Origin of the sequence: Microbacterium sp. IEGM 1404, from assembly GCF_030056775.1 — a bacterium.
GTDB lineage: Bacteria > Actinomycetota > Actinomycetes > Actinomycetales > Microbacteriaceae > Microbacterium.
Genome location: NZ_JASHKP010000001.1, coordinates 688158 through 709365 on the forward strand (window position 1 = coordinate 688158; position 21208 = coordinate 709365).

Here is a 21208-nt window from a genome sequence, read left to right on the forward strand (position 1 = left end):
TTCACTATGGTTCGGCTCTTCATTTGGTGCGGCGGGGGGGGGGCCGGGGTTCGGGCCCCGCGCGCGACTAGACTGGGACCTCAGTTTCAACGAATGGAGTCACCGTGATCGCCGATGTCCTCGCCGATGCCGGAGCGCGCATGGATCGCGCCGTGGAGGCCGCCAAGGAGGACTTCGCGACCGTCCGCACCGGGCGCGCGAACCCCCAGATGTTCCAGAAGGTCCTGGTCGACTACTACGGCTCTCCGACGCCCCTCGCTCAGCTCGCCTCGCTCAACAACCCCGAGGCCCGCACGCTCGTGGTGAACCCCTACGACAAGTCGGCGCTCAAGGCCATCGAGCAGGCCATCCGCGACATGCCGAACCTCGGCGTCAACCCCACGAACGACGGCAACATCGTCCGCGTGACGATGCCCGAGCTGACGGAGGATCGTCGCAAGGAGTACGTCAAGATCGTGCGCGGCAAGGGCGAGGACGCGAAGGTGCAGGTGCGCAACCTCCGCCGCAAGGCGAAGGACGACCTCGATGCGCTCAAGAGCGACGTCGGGGAAGACGAGCTGGTGCGAGCCGAGAAGGAGCTCGACGGTGTGACCCGTGCGCACGTCGACGCCATCGACGAGGCGCTCAAGCGCAAAGAGGCCGAGCTGCTCGAGGTCTGACCCATGCCCCAGGCCCCCGACGACGATGTGACGGCGCCCGCCGAGTCGCCCTCCGGACGGAGGAGCGACGCCGCGCGGCGCACGCCTCCCACCGGTGAGACCGTGACCGCGATCGAGTCGCAGTTGCGCGCCATGCGGACGGATGCCGAGCAGCACATCGCTCACGCGCGCGCGGAGTTCGACCAGGCCAACGAGCGCATCAAGCAGCGCACGGGCCGCGACCTGATCGTGGCCAGCCTGATCGGCGTCGCGATCGGCGTCGTCGTCATCGCCTCGCTCATCTTCGTCAAGTGGCTGTTCGCCTTCTTCGCGCTCGGCGCGATGGTGCTGGCCGTCCTCGAGTTCTCGCGCGCACTCCAGGTGTCGGGACGCCGGGTCGACGTGGTTCCCCAGCTGACGGCGGGCGTGCTCCTGCTGGCGAGTGGCTTCCTCGCGGGCCTGTGGCTGCACTGGGTGTCCGTGCTCGTCGCGGTCGCCTTCGTCATCGTGTGGCGCCTCACCGCCCAACTGCACGCGCATGACGGCAGAGCACGCACCGAGGTGCTCGCCGACGTTCTCGTCGCGGCGTTCGTGCAGCTCTACGTCCCGTTCCTGACGAGCATGGCGCTGGTCCTGCTCGCGCAGGACGGCGGTGAATGGTGGGTCCTGGCGTTCCTGGTGCTCGCGGTCGTGGCCGACACGGGCGCGTACGTCTCGGGCCTCACGTTCGGTCGGGGCGGGCGGCATCCGATGGCCCCGCGGATCAGCCCGAAGAAGACGTGGGAGGGCTTCGCCGGCGCGTGCGTCGCCGCACTCGCGGCGGGCGTGCTCCTCGCCGTGTTCATGCTGCAGGTGCCGTGGTGGACCGGACTCATCTTCGGTGCGGTCGTGCTCGCCACCGCTACGGTGGGCGACCTCGGCGAGTCGATGCTCAAGCGCGACCTCGGCATCAAGGACATGAGTTCGTGGCTGCCGGGGCATGGCGGCGTCCTCGACCGCCTGGACTCGATCCTCCCGTCCGCGACGGCAGCGCTGGCGATGTACTACCTCCTCTCGCCCCTGGGAGCGTCATGACAGATACCCGCACCGACCGCTCGACGCCCTTCCCCGACGCCCCCGGACGCAAGAAGGGCTACGAGAAGCGGGCCGTCGACACCTTCCTCGAGAAGGCGCGCGACGCGTTCGAGGCCGATGAGCCCGGAGCCCTCCGCTCGACCGAGGTGCGCTCGGCATCCTTCCCGCTCGTGCGGGGCGGCTACGCGATCGGACCGGTGGATGCCGCCCTCGGACGGGTCGAGGACGCTTTCGCCGCCCGCGAGCGCGAGTACGCCCTCTCACGGCTCGGTGCGCGCGCCTGGGTCGCCGAGACCCGCGACACCGCGCAGGTCGTGCTCGACCGCCTCTCCCGCCCGCGCGGGGGCCGGTTCGACCGCGTCGGCGTGTTCCGCTACGGCTACAGCGTCCGCGAGGTCGACATCGTGTCCGACCGGATCGCGCGCTACCTCGCCACGGGCGACGCCATCACGGCCGAGCAGGTCCGTTCCGTCGCGTTCCGTGTGCAGCGCGGAGGCTACCGCGAGACGCAGGTCGACGCCGTGCTGGACGCCGTCGTCGAGGTCATGCTCGCGGTGGGCTGACCCTCGCGTAGCCTGCAGCCGAACCGATCGGTAGACTCGAGCGCACTGTGACTTCCGGATCCGATCTCACGCGTGCCTCTTCGCGGCGTGTGGCCCGTCGTGGCCACGCCGTGGCAGACGTCGTGCACCCGGCCCCGTCCGGGCGTCGCGGACCGCACTGGTCGCGTCGCCGCGGCGTCGTGACGGTCTTCGCCGCCTGCGCGGCGCTCGCGTTCACCGGCGCCTACGTGGGCCCGATGGGCGTGGCGATTTTGCGCGCCCAGGCCGACGAGCCGAAGACCGTGACCCTCTACGCCGAGGGCCTCGACGACGCGCAGCAGGTCTCCACGGGGGGCGAGAAGCAGGCGCCGACACTCGACCGGTCGAGCTACAACGTGTACGTGAAACCGAAGCCCACGCCCACTCCGACGCCGACGGCCACGAAGTCGTCGACGGGATCGGACGCCTCAAGCGGGGGGAGCAGCGGCCCCCTCTACTACACGGGTGGAGGTGCACCCGCGGAATGGATGGCGGCCGCCGGGATCTCCGACGCCGACATGGGCTACGTCGACTACATCGTCAGCCGCGAGAGCGGTTGGAACCCGAACGCCACGAACCGCTCGTCCGGGGCCTGCGGGCTGGTCCAGGCTCTCCCGTGCAGCAAGGTCCCCGGCAACGGGTACGACCCCGTCGACAACCTGCGGTGGGCCACCGGCTACGCCACCGGCCGGTACGGGAGCTGGGCGAGCGCGTACGCGTTCTGGACCAGCAACCACTGGTGGTGACGGGAGCGTGCCCCGCTCCCGCAAGCGTCGGCCGTCGAACGACCGATCCGACGCGTCACTCGACCGGTTGATCGCCGGCTGGAAGCGCACCGAGGTCAAGCGCGGCGTCGAGTGGACGGTCCAGCCGCTGTCGGCGGCGCAGGCGCAGAAGCCGTACATCTGCCCGGCATGCGGGCGGACCGTCGAGGTCGGTGTGGCTCACGTCGTCGTGTGGCGCGCGGATGGAGTCCTGGGCGACTCGGCGGATCTCGCCGCTCGCCGCCATTGGCACACGCCCTGTTGGAGGATCGCCTGATGGAGATACGCGGACCCGTGCTGCTTCCCGCCCGCCGGGAGGACATCGAGCTCACCACCGTCGATGACCTGACGCTGGTCGGCGAGCTGGCTCTTCCCGAAGCCCGTGAGCCCGTCGCCACCCTCGTGACGCTGCATCCGCTGCCGACGGCCGGCGGGTTCATGGACTCGCACATCCTGCGCAAGGCGGCGGGCCGCCTCCCGGCCCTCGCCGACCTCGCGGTGCTCCGTTTCAACACCCGCGGCACGACCTCGCCGCGTGGCACGAGCGAGGGCACGTTCGACGGCGGCGCGTCCGAGGTCTTCGACGTCGCGGCGGCGATGGACTTCGTCCGCGAGCGCGGGCTGCCGCGGCCGTGGCTCCTGGGATGGTCGTTCGGCACGGAGCTCGCGCTGAAGTACGGTCGCGATCACGACATCGAGGGCGTCATCCTGCTCTCCCCGCCCCTGCACCGGGCGACGGCCGACGAGGTGGCCGCATGGGCGGGCGACGAGCGCCGCATGGTGGTCCTCGTGCCCGAGTTCGACGACTACCTCCGGCCCGCCGAGGCGCGCGAGCGGTTCGCCTCGGTTCCGCACGCCGACCTCATCGCCGTCGACGGCGGCAAGCACCTCTGGGTCGGAGAGACGCAGACGCGCCGCGTCCTGACGGAGATCGTCGCCGCGGTGAATCCCGACGCGCTCCCGCTCCCGGTGGAGTGGGACGGTCCCGTCGGCGACTGAGTCTCAGCGCTCGTTCTGCCGAGGGATGATGACCTCGCGGTAGATGATGAGGATGCTCGCCGCCACAGGGATCGCGATCAGCGCACCCAGCAGGTTCAGCAGCGCGCCTCCCGCCAGCGCGGAGATGACGACGACCGAGCCGGGCACCGATACCGCCCGGTTCATGATGCGCGGAGAGATCACGTACGCCTCGATCTGCATGTAGACGAGGTAGTAGATCGCGGCCACGATGGCCGTCGTCGGAGACCCGAGACCCGGGATCAGGCACGTCAGGACGATGATCGTCGAGCCCGTGAGCGTCCCGACGAGGGGGATCAACGAGAAGAAGAAAGCGATCACCGCGAGCACCGCGGGGAAGGGCGCTTGGATGATGCTCAGGAAGATCGCGCTCAGGATTCCGTTGATCACACCCAGGCTGACCTGGCCCATCACGTAGTAGCCGACCGAGTCGGTGATCTTCTCGGAGAGTTCGATGAAGCGCGCGCGCTTGGATGCCGGGACCAGCTGATACACGGCCGACTTCAGCGAGGGCGTGGAGGCGGTGAAGTAGATCGTCAGGATGAGGACGATGAAGGCCCCGCCCAGTCCGGCGGCGACGGCGCCGCCGATCGTCAGGAGGCTGTTGCCGATCATCGTGGAGATGGACCCGACGTCGAGCGTCGAGAACCAGTGCTGCACCCCGGCCCACACCTCGTCGATCCGCAACCAGGGGAAGTTGGCCGTCACCCATTCCTGGACTCCGGTGACGATCTCGTTCCACTTGCCGGGCTGCAGCAGACCCTCGATCTGCGTGATCAGCTGCGTGATCTGGCTCACGATGATCGGGACGACCATGAAGATGATGCCGGCGAAGACGCCGAGGACCCCGAGGATCGTGAGCAGCACCGCCGCCCAGCGGGGCAGTCCGCGCCGCTCGAGGAACGACACCACCGGGTCGAGTCCCAACGAGAGGAAGAGCGCGGTCCCCACGTACAGGAGGATCGTGGAGAGGTTCTGGATGCTCACGATCACCAGGAGCCCGACTCCGACACCGAGGGTCGCGAGGATCGCGACTCGGAAAGGATTGTGGATCTTCATCCGCAGCGACTCCTGCCTCCGGCGGGCGAGCGTGCCCGTCTCGAAAGGATACTGAGCGGGGCGTCCTCCCGGCACCGTCAGGCCTCGCCGCGAACTTTCAGCCGGCCTCGGCTAGTCTGAAACGTCGATTCTTCGGTGGCCGCCCGAGTCGCCGGTGGGGATGGTGTGTAGCGTGAGATTCGTCTGGGCCGTGGTGGCGTTCGTCATCGCCGCCGTCATGATCGGCGCGGGCATCGCCCAGCGCACCGTCTTCCAAGGTCCTTCGGAGGCGACGGAGTCGATCCAGACCGACGGCTCGACGGCCTACACCTTGATCGACGGTGCCGTTCTCGGCAGCCTCCCGGGGGCGCAGTCGCTCCGGGTCGCGGGCGAGGGGGAGGTCTTCGTCTCGTACGGGCGCACGTCCGACATGCAGGCCTGGCTCGCCGACGTCCCGTACACCGCGGTCACCCTCGGGCAGGAGAACGCGGTCCAGACCGCACTCGTCCCGGCTTCGGTGACTCCGCCGGCATCGGATGCGACGACCACCGCTCGCACGCCCGCGGGATCCGACCTCTGGCTCGACGAGTACCAGCAGACCGGGTCGCTGAGCACGACGCTGCAGCTCCCGTCCGACATGAGCGTGCTCGTCGCGAGCGACGGCACGGCTCCGGCGCCGACCGATGTCTCCGTGACCTGGCCGATCGACAACTCCACTCCGTGGGCTGGACCGCTGATCGCCGGGGGAGCGATCGCCCTGCTGGCGGGCATCGTGCTGTATCTCCTGGGGATCCGCCACGTGCGCCGCTCCCGACGGCCTCGGCGCAAGGGTCTGCCGCTGCCGGTCACCGAGCCCATCTCGATCGCCGATGCCGATGCGGCCGACAAGGGCGTCATCAGCTCGTCGCCGTCGCGCCGCACCCGCGGCGCCCTCGGCCCGGGGCGCCGTGCGCTGATCGCCGTTCCCGCGCTCGGGCTCTCCGCGGCGCTGTTCGCGGGCTGCTCCGCCGACGCGTGGCCGCAGCTCGCGGCGAGCGAGAGCCCCAGTCCGACGCCCACGGTCATCGTCCCCGAGGGGCAGTTCCCCCCGGCCGTCACCGAGAACCAGGCCGCGAAGATCGTCTCGCGGATCGCCACGACCGTGGCTCAGGCGGACGCCGCCCTCGACGCGACCGCCGCCGAGACCCGGCTGACGGGCCCGGCACTGGCCGAGCGCAAGACCAACTACACGCTTCGCGCGGCGCTGCCCGACCGCCCCGCTCTCCCGGCGATCCCCGCCGAGCCGGTGCAGATCACCCTCCCGCAGACGACGGGCACGTGGCCGCGCACGGTGATGACGGTGGTCGAGTCGGCGGATGCCACCTCGCCGTCGACGTCGATCATGATGATGACGCAGGACGACCCGTGGTCGGAGTACCGGGTGTCCTACATCGGCAACCTCGAGGCATCCACGAACCTCCCGGAGCTCGCCGCTCCGTACGTGGGCGCGACGCAGGTGCCGCCGGACTCCTCGTTCCTGGTCATGCAGCCCGACCAGGTCGCGGCCGCGTACGCCGATCTCATCAACAACGGGCAGAACAGCGCGTCGTGGGCCGCGTTCGACACCGCCAACGACCTGCTGCTCCCCGCGATCGAGGAGAACAAGAAGAACCGCACGGACGAGCTCAACCAGACCGGTCAGGGCACGGCGGAGATCAGCTTCTCCGCGTCCGCCGGCCCGGCGGCGCCCATCGCCCTCGCCACACTCGACACGGGCGCGATCGTCGCGGTCAACGTCTACGAGAGCGACACGGCGAAGCCGACCAACGCGGATGCCGTGATCAAGCTCGACAACAACCCCGCGGTGAAGGCCCTCACCGGCGTCGACCAGTCGGCGACCGGCTTCACCACGACGTACACCGATCAGATCTTCTTCTACGTGCCCAGCCAGGGGTCCAGCGACCAGATCCGACTCCTGGGCTACCGTTCCAGCCTCCTCGAAGCGAAGGTGTCACCGTGAGCACTCCCACCCCCGGTTCCGTCCTCCGCGGCGCCGTCGATCTGTCGTCGCTGCGCAACCGTCCTCAGCCCCCCGCGGCGCCCGCCGACGGGTCCGCCCCGACCGCGGCCGGCGGGGCGCCGGCGCCGTCGCTCGTGTTCGACGTCACCGACGCGTCGTTCGGTCAGGTCCTCGAACTGTCGCGCAGCGTGCCGGTGGTCGTCGACCTCTGGGCCGAGTGGTGCGGCCCGTGCAAGCAGCTCAGCCCGATCCTCGAGAAGGTCGTGGCCGAGCTCGCCGGCAAGGTCGTGCTCGCGAAGGTCGATGTCGACGCGAATCCGCAGCTCGCGCAGGGATTCCGCGCGCAGTCGATCCCGATGGTCGTGGCCCTCGTCGCGGGTCAGCCCGTGCCCCTGTTCACCGGAGCCGTGCCCGAGCAGCAGGTCCGGGAAGTGTTCGCGCAGCTCCTCCAGCTCGCCGCGCAGCACGGCGTGACCGGCACCGTTCCCGTCGACGGCGCCGAAGCCGGGTCCGAGGAGCCGGTGGAGCAGCCGTTGCCTCCGCTGCACGCCGAGGCGTTCGCCGCGATCGAAGAGGGCGACTACCCCCGCGCCATCGCCGCGTACGAACAGGCTCTCGCGGAGAACCCGCGCGACGCCGACGCACGGGCCGGGCTCGGTCAGGTGCGCTTGCTCGACCGCGTGCAGGGCGCTGACCTGCAGGCTGCCCGCGCCGCGGCGGCGGCCGCTCCGACCGACATCGAGGCGCAGTTCACGGTCGCCGACCTCGACATCGCCGGTGGCCACGTCGAGGACGCGTTCGCGCGCCTCCTCGATCTGTTCGCGGTGCTCCCGTCGGACGAGCGGGCGCCGGTGCGTGAGCGTCTGCTCGAGCTCTTCGGCCTCATCGGCGACGATGACCCCCGCGTGATCCGGGCGCGGTCTCGACTGGCATCGCTGCTGTTCTGACGACGACACGAGAAAGGCCCCGTCCGCGGACGGGGCCTTCCTCGTCGTCGGGACTCAGCCCGCGCGGTGGTGAAGCCACAGGACGCCGAGCGGGGGGAGCGTCAGCACGGCGCTGCCGCGACCGTCGGTCGTGATCGCGCCGAGGTTCCCCTGACCCGAGCCGCCGAACGCCTCCGCGTCGCTGTTGAGCACCTCGGTCCAGGTGCCGGCCTCGGGGAGGTCGAGCGGGAAGTCGCCGAGGGGGACGCCCGAGAAGTTGCAGACGACGGCCACGGTGTTGCCATGGTGGTCGCGCCGCGCGAACGCGAGCACGTTCGGATTCCATGCGGGCGCCCCGAGGCGCGAGAAGGCGGCACCGTCGTGGTCGCGCGACCATAGCGGCGCCTGCTCGCGGTACACGCGGTTCAGCTCGGCGACGAAGGAGTGGAGCTGGGCGTGCGACGGCTGGTCCAGCATCCACCAGTCGAGACTGCGGGACTCGGACCACTCGGACATCTGCCCGAACTCCTGACCCATGAACAGCAGCTGCTTGCCCGGGTGACCCCACATGTACGCCAGGAACGCGCGCATGTTCGCGAGCTTCTGCCAGTGGTCGCCGGGCATCCGGCCGAAGAGACTGCCCTTGCCGTGGACGACCTCGTCGTGGCTGATCGGCAGGATGAAGTTCTCGCTGAACGCGTAGACGAACGAGAACGACAGCTCGCCCTCGTGGTGCGAGCGGTACATCGGGTCGCGGGCGATGTACTGGAGCGAGTCGTTCATCCAGCCCATGTTCCACTTGAACCCGAAGCCGAGGCCCGCGTGCGCCGTGGGCGCCGTGACGCCGGGGAAGCTGGTGGACTCCTCCGCGATCATGGCGATCCCGGGGTAGCGCTTGTAGGCGGTCGCGTTCACCTCCTGCAGGAAGCGGATCGCCTCGAGGTTCTCGCGGCCGCCGAACTGGTTCGGTGCCCACTCGCCGTCGTTGCGGGAGTAGTCGAGGTACAACATGGATGCCACGGCATCCACGCGGAGCCCGTCGACGTGGAACTCCTCGAACCAGTACAGCGCGTTGGCGACGAGGAAGTTGCGCACCTCGTTCCGGCCGTAGTCGAAGATCAGCGTGCCCCAGTCCTTGTGCTCGCCGCGACGGGGGTCGGGATGCTCGTAGAGGGCCTCGCCGTCGAACTTCGCCAGGGCGAAGTCGTCTTTGGGGAAGTGGCCGGGAACCCAGTCCATGATCACGCCGATGCCCGCCTGGTGCAGACGGTCGATCAGGTAGCGCAGGTCGTCGGGGTCGCCGAAGCGGCTGGTGGGGGCGTAGTAGCCCGAGACCTGGTAGCCCCACGACCCGCCGAACGGGTGCTCGGAGAGGGGAAGGAACTCGACGTGCGTGAAGCCCTGGGCGCCGACGTAGTCGATGATCTCGTCGGCGGCGTCCCGGTACGACAGTCCGGGACGCCACGAGCCGAGGTGCAGCTCGTAGATCGACATCGGACGGTCGATGGGGGCGGTGCGGGATCGCTCCTCCAGCCACGCGTCGTCGTCCCAGCGGTAGTCGGACGAGGTCACGACGGATGCCGTCGCGGGCGGGGTCTCGGCGAGGCGGGCCATGGGATCGGCCTTCTGGATCCAGGCACCCGCCCGGGTGAGGATCTCGAACTTGTAGTGGGCGCCGATGCCGACCTCTGGCACGAACAGCTCCCAGACCCCGCTGCCGCCCATCGAGCGCAACGCGCTCCCGGTACCGTCCCACCCGTTGAAGTCGCCGATCACGCGTACCGCGCGGGCGTCCGGCGCCCACACCGTGAACGCCGTACCGGTGGAACCGTCGAGCTCGCGGACGTGCGCGCCCAGGACCCGCCACAGCTCCTCGTGGCGGCCCTCCGAGATGAGGTGCAGATCCAGCTCGCCCACCGAGGGAACGTGACGGTACGGGTCGTCCGCGATGTGGTCGGCGCTCCCGTCGTACGAGGCGCGCACGCGGTACGCACCGGGAGCCGTGGCGTGCAGACCCTCCCAGATGCCGGAGCGCGTGTGCGACAGCTCGACGGTCGAGCCGTCCTCGAGCTCGGCCACCACCTCGCGGGCGAGCGGACGCCGGGTGCGGATGACCCAGCCGTCGGCGGTCTCGTGGGAGCCGAGGATGCTGTGCGGGTCGTGGTGGGCGCCGTGGGCCACGGCATCCAGGAGTTCTGAGGGAAGAGCGGTCATCGGGACTCCTTCACGTGCAGGATGTGCACGGGTTCGTCGAATGCGTCCAAGCGCACGAAGTTGTGGTCCGTCCAGGTCCAGACGGCGCCCGTCACGAGGTCTTCGACCTCGTAGGGCGTCCCGGGCTCGACGCCCCACAACGTCGTGTCGAGGTGCACCGTCGTCGCGCGCGTGGAGTGGGGGTCGACGTTGGCGACGACGATGATCGTGTCGGACACTCCTGTGGGCGAGAGAGCCGCGTCGAGATGCTTCGCGTAGACGAGGATCGCGTCGTCGTCGCTCCACTGGACGTGGAGATTACGCAGCTGCCCGAGAGCCGGGTGATCACGACGGATGCCGTTGAGTCGACGCAGATACGGGGCGAGCGAGTCGCCCGCCGACTCGGCGCCCGCCCAGTCGCGGAACTTGTACTCGTACTTCTCGTTGTCGATGTTCTCTTCGGAACCGGGACGCGCGACGTTCTCGTACAGTTCGTACCCCGCGTACACGCCGTAGGTCGGGGCGGCCGTGGCCGCCAGCGCCGCACGGATCTTGTACGCCGGGCGACCCCCGAACTGCAGGTACTCGGTGAGGATGTCGGGGGTGTTCACGAAGAGGTTCGGCCGGAGGAAGTCGGCCGTCTCGTGCGCGAGGCCGTCGAAGAACTCCTCGAGCTCCTCCTTGGTGTTGCGCCAGGTGAAGTACGTGTAGCTCTGCTGGAAGCCGGCCATCGCGAGTCCCTGCAGCGGGGCCGGTCGGGTGAAGGCCTCGGCGAGGAACACCGCGTCGGGCTCCTCGGCGCTGACCGTGGCGATCAACCATTCCCAGAACTGCAGGGGCTTCGTGTGGGGGTTGTCGACGCGGAAGATGCGCACGCCCTGGGCGATCCAGTGCCGCACGATCCGCAGGACCTCGGCACGGATGCCGTCGGGGTCGTTGTCGAAGTTGACGGGGTAGATGTCCTGGTACTTCTTGGGCGGATTCTCGGCGTACGCGATCGAGCCGTCGGGGAGGGTCGTGAACCACTCGGGGTGCTCGGTGACCCACGGGTGATCGGGTGATGCCTGCAACGCGAGGTCGAGCGCCACCTCGATCCCGTTGCTGCGCGCGGCGTCGACGAAGGCGCGGAAGTCCTCCAGCGTGCCGAGATCCGGGTGAACGGTGTCGTGCCCGCCGGCGGGCCCGCCGATCGCCCAGGGCGAGCCCGGGTCGCCGGGGGAGGTCACGAGCGTGTTGTTGGGTCCCTTGCGGTTCTGCTCGCCGATCGGGTGGATGGGGGGCAGGTAGAGCACGTCGAAGCCCATGTCGGCCACACCGGGCAGACGATCCACGGCCGTGCGGAACGTGCCGCTGATCACGGAGCCGTCCTCGGCCCGGGTCGCGCCCTCGGAGCGCGGGAAGAACTCGTACCATGCGCCGACGCCGGCGCGTTCGCGCTCGACCAGCAGCTCGGCATCCTTGCCCGCCGACGCGAGCCCCATGACCGGGCGCACCGCGAAGATCTCGGCGATCGCGGGATCGCGCACGATCTGGAGGGCGACGTCGTCGTGCGTCTCGGGGTCGCGGAGGGTCCGCGCGGCGGCGTAGAGCACGTCCTTGTCGCTGCCGGGCCGCTTCTTCTCGCCCCGGGCGCGGTCGAAGAGCTGCGCGCCCATCTCCCGCATGAGCGCGGAGTCGACGCCGGCCGCGATCTTCACCTCGGCGGCGTGCTCCCACGTGGCGAACTCGTCGGCGAACGCCTCGAACCGGAACCGCCAGACGCCCTGCTCGAGCGGGGCGACCAGGGTGGACCAGCGATCGAACCCGTCGTTCAGCGGCGAGAGGCGGTGCAGCGACTCGTCGCCGGAGGGCGAGAAGAGCCGGACGTGCACGCCGATGCGGTCGTGACCCTCGCGGAAGGCGGTGACGCTGAACGGCACCGCCTCGCCCACGAAGGCCGAAGGTCGGAACCGACCCCCGGGAACGTGCGGATGGGGGAGCGCCAGCGGGATGCGCGGCGTCACCACGCCCTTCGCGGGCGTCGGTTTGATAGGTCGCACGGGGATCGAGGCGGCGCTGCGCCAGGGGAGAACGGGCGAAAGTGTCGTCGTCGTGGTGGCCACGGTCCGAACCTACCGTGGCCCGGCGACGTTCCCCCAGGGCTTGCCGCGGGCCTTGACAGACCGACCCGATCCTCCGACGCCGAGTCAGCCCCGGGACTCGACGCGGAACAGCCGCATCGACGTGCCGACGAACGGGACGACCTCACCCGGAGCGATCCTCGGCATGTCGTCCGCCGGGGTCTCGTCGGCGCTCGACCACAGCGACACGTACTCCACGTCGTCCGTCAGGACGGGCAGGGTCACCTCGACGGGGCTCTCGTTTCCGTGCACGACGAGCAGGATGCGATTGAGCTCCTCGTTCTCGGGCGTGGAGGTCGCGAGGTACTGCAGGGTGCGGTGCGAGGGGTCGGTCCAGCGGTCGCTCGACATCGTCTCGCCGTGCTCGTCGTACCAGTCCATGAGCGACGCGGAGGGGATCCGTTCGCCGAGGCGGGCGAAGTGCACCGGACGCAGGGCCGGGTTCTCACGGCGGAGAGCCAGGAGGCGCTGAGTGTGCGCGAAGAGGTCCTGCTGCCAGGGCGCGAGGTTCCACGACAGCCACGTCAGCGGCGAGTCATGGCAGTAGGCGTTGTTGTTGCCGCGCTGCGTGCGCCCCATCTCATCGCCCGCGGTGATCATCGGAACTCCCGCCGACAGCAGCAGGGTGCCGAGGAGGTTGCGCATGGCCTTCCGGCGGGTGGCGAGGATGCGCGGGTCGTCGGTCTTGCCCTCGGCCCCGTGATTGTACGAGCGGTTGGTGTCCGCCCCGTCGCGGTTCTGCTCGCCGTTGCCGAGGTTGTGCTTGACGTCGTACGAGACGAGGTCGCGCAGGGTGAATCCGTCGTGCGCCGTGACGAAGTTGACGCTGGCGAGCGGTCCGCGCTCCTGGGAGAACGTGTTCGACGATCCCGCCAGCCGGGTCGCGAAGCCGCCGATGCCGACCGGCGCCGTACTGGCGCGCCGGGCGTAGTCGACGTCGCTGAGCCAGAAATTGCGCACGCGGTCGCGGTAGCGATCGTTCCACTCGTGCCAGCCGTCGCCGAAGTTGCCGGTCTGCCACCCGCCCATGCCGACGTCCCACGGCTCGGCGATGAGCTTGGTGCCCGCGAGCACCTCGTCGTCGCGGATCGCCCGCAGAAGCGGATGTTCGGGATCGAAGGAGTGGTTCCCGTCGCGCCCCAGCGTGACGGCCAGGTCGAACCGGAACCCGTCGATCTGCACGTCCTCGGCCCAGTAGCGCAACGAGTCCAGGACGAGGCGCGCCGCGGCATCCGTCGACGTGTTCACCGCATTGCCACACCCGGTCACGTCGATGTAGACGCCCTCGTCGGTCTGGCGGTAGTACGAGCGGTTGTCGAGGCCGCGCAGGCTGGTCCGCGGGCCGCCGATCCCCTCCTCCGACGTGTGGTTGTACACGACGTCGAGGAGGACCTCGAGGCCCGCCTCGTGCAGCAGCCGCACCATGCCCTTGAACTCGCGCAGCACGGCTTCGGGGCCTTCCGCGCGGCTGGCGGCGGTGGCGTACGCGGAGTGCGGGGAGAAGAAGTTGAGCGAGTTGTAGCCCCAGTAGTTCGTCAGGCCCAGCTGGAGCAGACGCGGCTCGGTGGCGAAGGCGTGCACGGGGAGCAGCTCGATGCTCGTGATGCCGAGCGAGAGGAAGTGCTCGATCATCGCCGGGTGGGCCAGGCCCGCGTACGTGCCGTGCAGGGCGGGCGGAACCAGCGGATGCCGCTTGGTGAGCCCCTTGACATGCCCCTCGTAGATCACGGTGCGGTCCATCGGGACGCGGGGCTTGGCCACACCGCCCCAGTCGAACCCGCCCTCGACGACGACGCCGCGCCAGTCGCCGTAGCCCCCTGACACGAGGCCTCGAGCGTACGGGTCGAGGAGGAGCGTCTCGGGGTTGAAGGTGTTGCCGGGACCGTGGGGTCCGCCGGCCCGCACCGCGTAGCGCGCACCGGGCCGCAGAAGCGGCGTCGTCGCCTCGAACACGCCGTCGCCCGTCGCCGTCATCGGCAGCGTCTCGACGGCCCAGTCGAGGTCGACATGGTCGAAGACGACGAGGTGCATCGTGTCGGCGTTCCCCGACCAGACGCGCAGTGTTCCTCCGTCGGGGCCCAGCCGCACGCCGAGGTCGTCGAAGGACGAGGCGAGGAGGGCAGGGCGCGGCGACAGGGCCGCTTCGGGTGGGACCATGCGTCCTAGGGTAGTGAAGGACGCGCACGAGACACCGGGGAGGGTGAATGCCGGTCTATCTCGACCATGCCGCGACCACCCCGCTGCGGCCCGAGGCTCGCGACGCGTGGCTGGCCGCGCACGAGGTGCTGGGCAATCCGTCGTCGATCCACGGCGCCGGCCAGGCCGCCCGGCGCCTCCTCGAAGACGCACGCGAGCGCCTCGCCGAGGTGCTGGGATGCCAGCCCATCGAGGTCGTGCTGACCTCCGGCGGCACCGAGGCGACGAACCTGGCCCTGAAGGGTCTGTGGTGGTCGCGGGAGCCGTCGACCGACGCGATCGTGCTCCCCGACGGCGAACACCACGCGACGCTGGACACGGTCGCGTGGTTGACGCGTGCCACCGAGGCGCGGGTGCGCCCCGTGGGGCTCGACGCGCTCGGCCGGATCCCCGTCGCCGCGTTCGCCGCGGAGCTTCCGCACGCGGCCCTGGCCACCGCGCTCGTGGCCAACAACGAGGTCGGAACGGTGCAGGATGCCGCCGGCCTCGCCCGCGCCTCCGCCGAGGCCGGCGTTCCCCTGCATCTGGACGCGGTGTCGGCGCTCGGCCAGGTCGACGTCGACTTCTCGGGCTGGCGCGGCGCCGGAGACGGCCCCGGTGGCCTGGTCGCCCTGTCCGTCTCGGCGCACAAGGTCGGCGGACCCGTCGGTGTCGGCGCGGCGGTGGTCTCGCGGCACGCCCGGCTGACGCCGCTGCAGCACGGGGGCGGTCAGCAGCGCGGACTGCGCGCCGGCACGCAGGATGCCGCCGGGGCGGCGGCCTTCGCCGCCGCCGCGATCGCGGCCGAGACCGAGCGCGAACGGGAGACCGTGCGGCTCGAGGGCCTGCGTCGTCGCCTGGTCCACGGCATCCTCGGGGCGATCCCGACCGCGCGCCTGCTCGGGGATCCCGACGACCGGCTTCCCGGCAACGCGCACGTGCTCTTCCCGGGCGTGGCGGGGGAGACCTTGCTGTTCCTCCTCGACATGGCCGGGATCTCGGTGTCCACGGGCTCGGCATGCCAGGCGGGCGTCGCCGAACCCTCGCACGTCGTGCTCGCCCTCGGGCTCGACGACCGTGCCGCCCGGTCGGTCCTCCGTCTGACCCTCGGGCGCACCTCGACCGAGGGCGACGTGGATGCCGTGCTCGCGGCACTGCCGTCCGCGTACGAGCGGGCCGTGGCATCCGGCGCCCGTTCAGCGGGCGGTTCGTAGACTGGGACGATGCGAGTTCTGGCGGCGATGAGCGGTGGCGTCGACTCCGCGGTGGCCGCGGCACGCGCGGTCGAGGCGGGCCACGACGTCGTCGGTGTGCACCTGGCACTGTCGCGCGCGGGCGGGACGCTCCGCGCCGGGAGCCGCGGCTGCTGCACGATCGAGGACGCCATGGACGCCCGTCGCGCGGCGGACAAGCTCGGCATCCCCTTCTACGTGTGGGACTTCTCGGAGCGCTTCCGCGACGACGTGATCGAGGACTTCGTGTCGGAGTACCGCGCCGGCCGCACGCCCAACCCCTGCATGCGGTGCAACGAGAAGATCAAGTTCGCCGCCCTCCTCGAGCGCGCCGTCGAACTCGGCTTCGACGCGGTGTGCACGGGCCACTACGCCACGCTCGTCGACACCCCCGACGGGCGGGAGCTCCACCGGGCCTCGGATGCCGCGAAGGACCAGTCGTACGTCCTCGGCGTCCTGACGGAGGCACAGCTCGCGCACACGTACTTCCCGCTCGGGTCGACGCCGTCCAAGGCGGTCGTCCGCGCCGAGGCGGAGGAGCGCGGACTGTCCGTCGCGCAGAAGCCCGACAGCCACGACATCTGCTTCATCCCCGACGGCGACACGCGAGGGTGGCTCGCCGACCGCGTGGGCGCGGAGAAGGGCGAGATCCTCGACCGCTCCGGTGCGGTCGTCGGCACGCACGAGGGAGCGCACGCCTTCACCGTCGGCCAGCGCCGCGGACTGCAGTTGGGCGTCCCCGCCGCCGACGGCAAGCCGCGCTTCGTGCTCGAAGTGCGTCCCGTGAACAACACGGTCGTGGTGGGACCGAAAGAGGCCCTCGCCTGCGCCGAGATCTCGGGCGATCGCTTCTCCTGGGCGGGACGCGCCCCCTCCGCGGCGACGTTCACGTGCCACGTGCAGATCCGCGCCCACGCGGACCCCGTGCCCGCCACCGCCGTGCTCGAGGGCGGGGCGCTGACCGTGCGCCCCGAGGAGCCCTTCGACGGCGTGGCACCGGGGCAGACGGCCGTGCTCTACGACGGCACCCGCGTGATCGGTCAGTTCACGATCGCCCGGACGGTGTCGGCGGTCCCCGTCGGAGCCTGAGCCCTCGCTCCCGGCGACTCCGGCCCCGGGAGGGGATTCGGGGCCGGGAGGGCCGGGATCGTGGCATCCGTCCTCCCTTGAAGGAATGTCCTCCCGTCGCGCGCGGAACCCCCGCAACCCCCGGGCGGTGTCGGTGCCCCTGCCTAAGCTGGACGGGTGACCGAGCACGACCAGCTTCCCGACCTCACCCTCGACGAAGCGCGCACCGAAGCGGCCGATCTGACCGAGCGGATCGTCCATGCGCGCGACGCGTATTACGGGCGGGATGCCGAGCTCGTCGACGACGCGACGTACGACGGGTGGATGCATCGACTCGAGGCCATCGAGCGCCTGTACCCCGAGCTGCAGGGGCAGGACAGCCCGACCCTGTCCGTGGGTGCGGCCGAGGCCACCGACCTCGTGACGATCGAGCACGCCGAGCGGATGCTGAGCCTCGACAACGTCTTCTCGCCGGAAGAGCTGCGCGAGTGGGCCGTCAAGACCGAGGCCTCCGCCGGGCGGCCGGTGAACTGGCTGACGGAACTCAAGATCGACGGACTGGCGATCAGCCTGCGCTACGAGAACGGGGTGCTCACCTCGGCCGCGACCCGTGGCGACGGGCGCGTGGGCGAGATCGTGACCGAGAACGCGCTGCGGGTCGCCGGGATCCCGCGCGAACTCACCGGCGACGGCCACCCGGCGCTGGTCGAGGTGCGGGGCGAGGTCTTCATCCCCGTCGCGGCCTTCGAGAACCTCAACCGGCTGCAGGGCGAGTACCGCGAGCGCGCCGTGGCCGAGGCCCGGGAGCGCGCCGCCGCCCGCCGCGGCGGGGCGAAGGCGTTCGACCTCGAGAAGGCCGAGCAGGCGGCGGCGCGGCGGTTCCCGGCGTTCGCGAACCCGCGTAACGCCGCCAGCGGAGGGCTGCGCCAGCAGATCGAGAAGAAGTCGGGGCTCGAGCTCGAGGCGGGACTCGCCCGCATCGCCTCGCTCGCCCTCTACGTCCACGGCATCGGTGCGTGGCCGGATCCGCCGGTGGCCGCGCAGAGCGAGATCTACGATCTCCTGGCGTCGTGGGGGCTTCCGACGTCGCCCTACAGCCGCGTCGAATCGACCGTCGACGGCGTGCTCGCCTTCGTCGCCCACCACGGCGAGCACCGCCACGACGTCGAGCACGAGATCGACGGCGTCGTCGTGAAGGTCGACGAGCTCGCTCTGCACGACGAGCTCGGGGCCACGAGCCGCGCCCCGCGCTGGGCGATCGCCTACAAGTACCCGCCTGAGCAGGTGAACACCAAGCTCCTCGACATCGTGGTGTCGGTCGGGCGCACCGGCCGCGCGACGCCCTTCGCCGTGATGGAACCCGCGCGCGTCGCGGGCAGCGTCGTGCGCCAGGCGACCCTGCACAACCAGGACGTCGTCAAGGTCAAGGGCGTCCTGATCGGCGACACCGTGGTGCTGCGCAAGGCCGGCGACGTGATCCCCGAGGTCCTCGGACCCGTGGTCGAGCTGCGCGACGGCAGCGAGCGCGCGTTCGTCATGCCCGCCGACTGCCCGGCGTGCGGCACGCCGCTGCGCCCCGCCAAAGAGGGCGACATCGATCTCCGCTGCCCCAACGCGCGGTCGTGCCCCGCGCAGGTCCGCGGGCGCGTGGAGCACATCGGTTCGCGGGGCGCGCTCGACATCGAGGCGCTGGGCGAGGTGACGGCCGCAGCGTTGACGCAGCCCGATGTCCCCGCCGAGCCGCCGCTCGACACCGAGGCGGGTCTGTTCGACCTGACGCTCGAGCAGCTCGTCCCGATCGAGGTCGTCGTGCGCGACGCCGAGACGGGGGAGCGCAAGATCGACGAGAAGACCGGCGACGAGGTGCGGCGCGCGCCGTTCCAGAAGCTCGGACCTGCCACGTATCCGCCCGGTTCCGAGAACCTCGATCCCGCGGAGCGTCGGCGCCGCGGCATCCGCAAGGACTACCGCGAGGTCCTCCCCTCGGAGCAGGCCGTCAAGCTCGTCGCCGAACTCGAGAAGGCGAAGTCGAAAGACCTCTGGCGCCTTCTCGTCTCCCTGAACATCCGGCACGTCGGTCCGGTGGCGGCGCGCGCCCTGGCGCAGTGGTTCGGGTCGTTGGATGCCATCCGCGCGGCCTCGCGCGACGAACTCGCCGCGGTCGAGGGGGTGGGCGGCATCATCGCCGACGCCGTCATCGACTGGTTCGAGGTCGACTGGCACCGCGACATCGTCGATCGGTGGGCGGCCGCGGGTGTCCGCTTTGCCATCCCCGGGCATCCCGGCCCGGGGGCCGCGGCCGCCGCCGGCGGGGTTCTGACCGGTCTCACCGTGGTCGCGACGGGATCGCTCGAGGGCTATTCCCGCGAGGGGGCGCAGGAGGCGATCATCGCCGCGGGAGGCAAGGCCGCTTCGAGCGTGTCGAAGAAGACCGACTTCGTCGCCGCGGGGCCGGGCGCGGGGTCGAAGCTGGCGAAGGCGGAAGAACTCGGCGTCCGGATTCTGGATGCCGCGCAGTTCCGCGTGCTCGTCGAGCAGGGACCGGACGCGCTCCCTCCGGCTCCGGACGCCGCGACCGAGGACTGAGTCGAGGCGCCCGGCATCCGCTCCGGTCGGTGAAGCCCCGCGGAGAGGCCCGCGGGCTTGCTCACTCCGCGAGCAGCCGCTCCTTCACCTGACGCCGGAGAACCTTGCCGATGAGCGACTTCGGCAGTTCGTCGACGACCACGATCCGGCGCGGCACCTTGTACGGGGTCAGGATGCCGCGGGCGAAGTCGCGCAGCTCGTCGGGGTCGATCTCGGCCCCGGCGAACGGGACGACGGCGGCGACCACGTCTTCCCCCGAATGGTCGCTCGGGAGCCCCACCACGGCGACGTCGGCGATCGAGGGATGCTGTCGTAGGACGTTCTCGACCTCGGTCGGCGCGACGTTGAAGCCGCCCGTGATGATGAGCTCCTTGATGCGGTCGACGATCCGGACGAATCCGCCCTCGTCGATTGTGACGATGTCGCCCGTGCGGAACCACCCGTCGACGAACACCTCCTCCGTCGCCTCGGGCTTGCCGTAGTAGCCCGAGAACACCTGCGGTCCGCGCACCACGAGCTCGCCGCGGCCGCCGGGCTCGACATCGGTGTGCGGGTCATCGGGGTCGACGACGCGGCACTCGGTGCCCGGCAGCGGGAGCCCGACGGTTCCCGGCACGCGGTTCTCGGCCACGGGGTTGGCCATGAGCACGGGGGAGCACTCGCTCAAGCCGTACCCCTCGACGAGGTACCCGCCGGTGGCCTTCTCGAACGGGACCACCAGCTCGTGCGGGAGGGCCATCGCGCCCGAGATCGCGATATCGGTGCCGGCCAGCGACACGCCTTTCGCCTCGGCCGCGGCGAGCAGGCGCTCGGCGATCGGCGGCACGAGGGGCAGGAAGGTCGCGGGATGCCGCTTGGTGACGGCGAGGACGAGGTCGGGGTCGAACTTGGGGAACAGGACGAGGCGCGCGCCCATCGACATCGCGAACGTCAGGCAGAGCGTCAGACCGTACGCGTGGAACATCGGCAGGACCGCGTAGACGACGCAACCCTCGCCGCGCACGATCGACGGCACCCACGCGCGGGCCTGCGCGGCGTTGGCGAGGAGGTTCGCGTGGGTGAGCATCGCGCCCTTCGGGGTGCCGGTCGTCCCGCTCGTGTACTGGATGATCGCGAGGTCGTCCGTGGCCGGGCGGGGGTGCGCCGCGGGCAGCGGGTCGTGGCGGAGGAGCTGGGCCCAGGGCTCGGCATCCGCCGTCTTCTCGGTGAGGGCCGCGCGCGCTTCCCGCGCCTTCGCGACGGGGAGGCGTAGGGCCACGCGCATGCGGAGCGGCATCGCCCGGGTGACGTCGACGGACACGAGGGTGTCGACCCGCAGGTCGGCCGGGAAGTCCTGCACGGTCTTCACGACCTTGCTCCACACGATGGCGTGCTTCGCGCCGTGATCCTCGAACTGCTTGCGGAGCTCCCGCGCGGTGTAGAGCGGGTTGTGCTCCACGACGACCGCGCCCAGGCGCAGCACCGCGTAGAACGCGACGATGTGCTGCGGACAGTTCGGCAGGACGATCGCGACGGGGTCGCCGGCACGCACGCCGTGCGCGGCGAGGGCCCCGGCGACGCGGCTCACCTCGGCCGACAGCTCGGCGTACGACGTCGTCCGACCGAAGAACTCCAACGCCGGGGCGTCGGGGTAGTCGCGCGTGGAGGCGTCGAGGATGTCGACGAGCGAGCCCGTCTGAGGTTCGAGGTCCTCCGGCACTCCGGCGGCATAGCTGGCGGTCCAGGGGCGAGGCGGGTCGTAGCTCGTCACCGTCCCAGCGTAGGCCGGGGCCGGTCTCGGCGCGCGGTGCCCGCGAA

General features: G+C 70.8%; 16 protein-coding genes. 11 read left to right on the forward strand and 5 right to left on the reverse strand.

Annotated elements, in window-relative coordinates; all coding sequences use genetic code 11:
* The first annotated feature begins 104 nt into the window (after positions 1-104).
* The 6 genes from frr (at position 105) to QM517_RS03550 (ending at position 4056) form a co-directional block, all read left to right on the forward strand.
* A complete protein-coding gene (gene frr, locus QM517_RS03525; RefSeq protein ID WP_076490281.1) occupies positions 105-659 on the forward strand; it encodes a ribosome recycling factor in 555 nt (184 codons plus the stop codon).
* Positions 660-662: 3 nt separating this feature from the next.
* Positions 663-1712: a phosphatidate cytidylyltransferase gene (locus tag QM517_RS03530; protein WP_283285250.1), complete on the forward strand. Its 1050-nt coding sequence runs from the start codon at positions 663-665 to the stop codon at positions 1710-1712.
* A complete protein-coding gene (locus QM517_RS03535; protein WP_077051615.1) occupies positions 1709-2275 on the forward strand; it encodes a DivIVA domain-containing protein in 567 nt (188 codons plus the stop codon). The genes QM517_RS03530 and QM517_RS03535 overlap by 4 nt, the downstream gene beginning before the upstream one ends.
* Before the next feature lie 236 nt (positions 2276-2511).
* Positions 2512-3039: a transglycosylase SLT domain-containing protein gene (locus QM517_RS03540; RefSeq protein ID WP_303655402.1), complete on the forward strand. Its 528-nt coding sequence runs from the start codon at positions 2512-2514 to the stop codon at positions 3037-3039.
* Positions 3040-3046: 7 nt separating this feature from the next.
* Positions 3047-3334, forward strand: coding sequence for a hypothetical protein (locus QM517_RS03545; RefSeq protein ID WP_283285254.1), 288 nt, complete (start codon positions 3047-3049; stop codon positions 3332-3334).
* Complete coding sequence (locus tag QM517_RS03550; protein WP_278101804.1) at positions 3334-4056, forward strand: alpha/beta hydrolase; 723 nt, start codon at positions 3334-3336, stop codon at positions 4054-4056. Before QM517_RS03545 ends, QM517_RS03550 begins: the two co-directional genes overlap by 1 nt.
* A 3-nt stretch (positions 4057-4059) precedes the next feature.
* On the opposite strand, the gene QM517_RS03555 is transcribed toward QM517_RS03550, so the two are convergent.
* On the reverse strand, positions 4060-5133 hold the full coding sequence (locus QM517_RS03555) for an AI-2E family transporter (protein WP_077051611.1): 1074 nt from the start codon (positions 5131-5133) through the stop codon (positions 4060-4062).
* 172 nt (positions 5134-5305) lie between these two features.
* Between QM517_RS03555 and QM517_RS03560 the strand changes: the two genes are divergently transcribed.
* Positions 5306-7111 (forward strand): glycosyl transferase, encoded by a 1806-nt coding sequence (locus QM517_RS03560; RefSeq protein WP_238592371.1) that lies wholly within the window; start codon positions 5306-5308, stop codon positions 7109-7111.
* Positions 7108-8058: a tetratricopeptide repeat protein gene (locus QM517_RS03565; protein WP_283285258.1), complete on the forward strand. Its 951-nt coding sequence runs from the start codon at positions 7108-7110 to the stop codon at positions 8056-8058. Before QM517_RS03560 ends, QM517_RS03565 begins: the two co-directional genes overlap by 4 nt.
* A 54-nt stretch (positions 8059-8112) precedes the next feature.
* Here the strand turns inward: QM517_RS03565 and glgB are convergent, their stop codons facing one another.
* The 3 genes from glgB to glgX form a co-directional block, all read right to left on the reverse strand.
* Positions 8113-10251 (reverse strand): 1,4-alpha-glucan branching protein GlgB, encoded by a 2139-nt coding sequence (gene glgB, locus QM517_RS03570; protein ID WP_283285260.1) that lies wholly within the window; start codon positions 10249-10251, stop codon positions 8113-8115.
* The gene (locus QM517_RS03575) at positions 10248-12332 is read right to left on the reverse strand and encodes a maltotransferase domain-containing protein (protein WP_283285262.1); all 2085 of its coding nucleotides are present in this window, start codon (positions 12330-12332) and stop codon (positions 10248-10250) included. The genes glgB and QM517_RS03575 overlap by 4 nt, the downstream gene beginning before the upstream one ends.
* Before the next feature lie 84 nt (positions 12333-12416).
* Positions 12417-14507, reverse strand: a complete 2091-nt coding sequence (gene glgX, locus QM517_RS03580) for a glycogen debranching protein GlgX (RefSeq protein ID WP_283285264.1) — start codon at positions 14505-14507, stop codon at positions 12417-12419.
* 47 nt (positions 14508-14554) lie between these two features.
* Between glgX and QM517_RS03585 the strand changes: the two genes are divergently transcribed.
* The 3 genes from QM517_RS03585 (at position 14555) to ligA (ending at position 19411) form a co-directional block, all read left to right on the forward strand.
* On the forward strand, positions 14555-15739 hold the full coding sequence (locus QM517_RS03585; RefSeq protein WP_283285266.1) for a cysteine desulfurase family protein: 1185 nt from the start codon (positions 14555-14557) through the stop codon (positions 15737-15739).
* Positions 15740-15748: 9 nt separating this feature from the next.
* Entirely contained in the window at positions 15749-16846 is a 1098-nt protein-coding gene (gene mnmA, locus QM517_RS03590) for a tRNA 2-thiouridine(34) synthase MnmA (protein ID WP_303655294.1), read from the forward strand.
* A 156-nt stretch (positions 16847-17002) separates the two neighbouring features.
* On the forward strand, positions 17003-19411 hold the full coding sequence (gene ligA, locus QM517_RS03595; protein ID WP_283285268.1) for an NAD-dependent DNA ligase LigA: 2409 nt from the start codon (positions 17003-17005) through the stop codon (positions 19409-19411).
* Positions 19412-19472: 61 nt separating this feature from the next.
* Here ligA and QM517_RS03600 read toward each other — a convergent pair whose 3' ends face one another.
* Entirely contained in the window at positions 19473-21161 is a 1689-nt protein-coding gene (locus QM517_RS03600) for a long-chain-fatty-acid--CoA ligase (protein ID WP_283285269.1), read from the reverse strand.
* Positions 21162-21208: the final 47 nt, after the last annotated feature.

Bases quoted from the DNA above. Each gene is read 5' to 3' on its own strand.
- QM517_RS03530 (WP_283285250.1), top strand. From the start codon at position 663: ATGCCCCAGGCCCCCGACGACGATGTGACGGCGCCCGCCGAGTCGCCC.
- QM517_RS03535 (WP_077051615.1), top strand. From the start codon at position 1,709: ATGACAGATACCCGCACCGACCGCTCGACGCCCTTCCCCGACGCCCCC.
- QM517_RS03540 (WP_303655402.1), top strand. From the start codon at position 2,512: ATGGGCGTGGCGATTTTGCGCGCCCAGGCCGACGAGCCGAAGACCGTG.
- QM517_RS03550 (WP_278101804.1), top strand. From the start codon at position 3,334: ATGGAGATACGCGGACCCGTGCTGCTTCCCGCCCGCCGGGAGGACATC.
- QM517_RS03555 (WP_077051611.1), bottom strand. From the start codon at position 5,133: ATGAAGATCCACAATCCTTTCCGAGTCGCGATCCTCGCGACCCTCGGT.
- glgB (WP_283285260.1), bottom strand. From the start codon at position 10,251: ATGACCGCTCTTCCCTCAGAACTCCTGGATGCCGTGGCCCACGGCGCC.
- glgX (WP_283285264.1), bottom strand. From the start codon at position 14,507: ATGGTCCCACCCGAAGCGGCCCTGTCGCCGCGCCCTGCCCTCCTCGCC.
- QM517_RS03585 (WP_283285266.1), top strand. From the start codon at position 14,555: ATGCCGGTCTATCTCGACCATGCCGCGACCACCCCGCTGCGGCCCGAG.
- mnmA (WP_303655294.1), top strand. From the start codon at position 15,749: ATGCGAGTTCTGGCGGCGATGAGCGGTGGCGTCGACTCCGCGGTGGCC.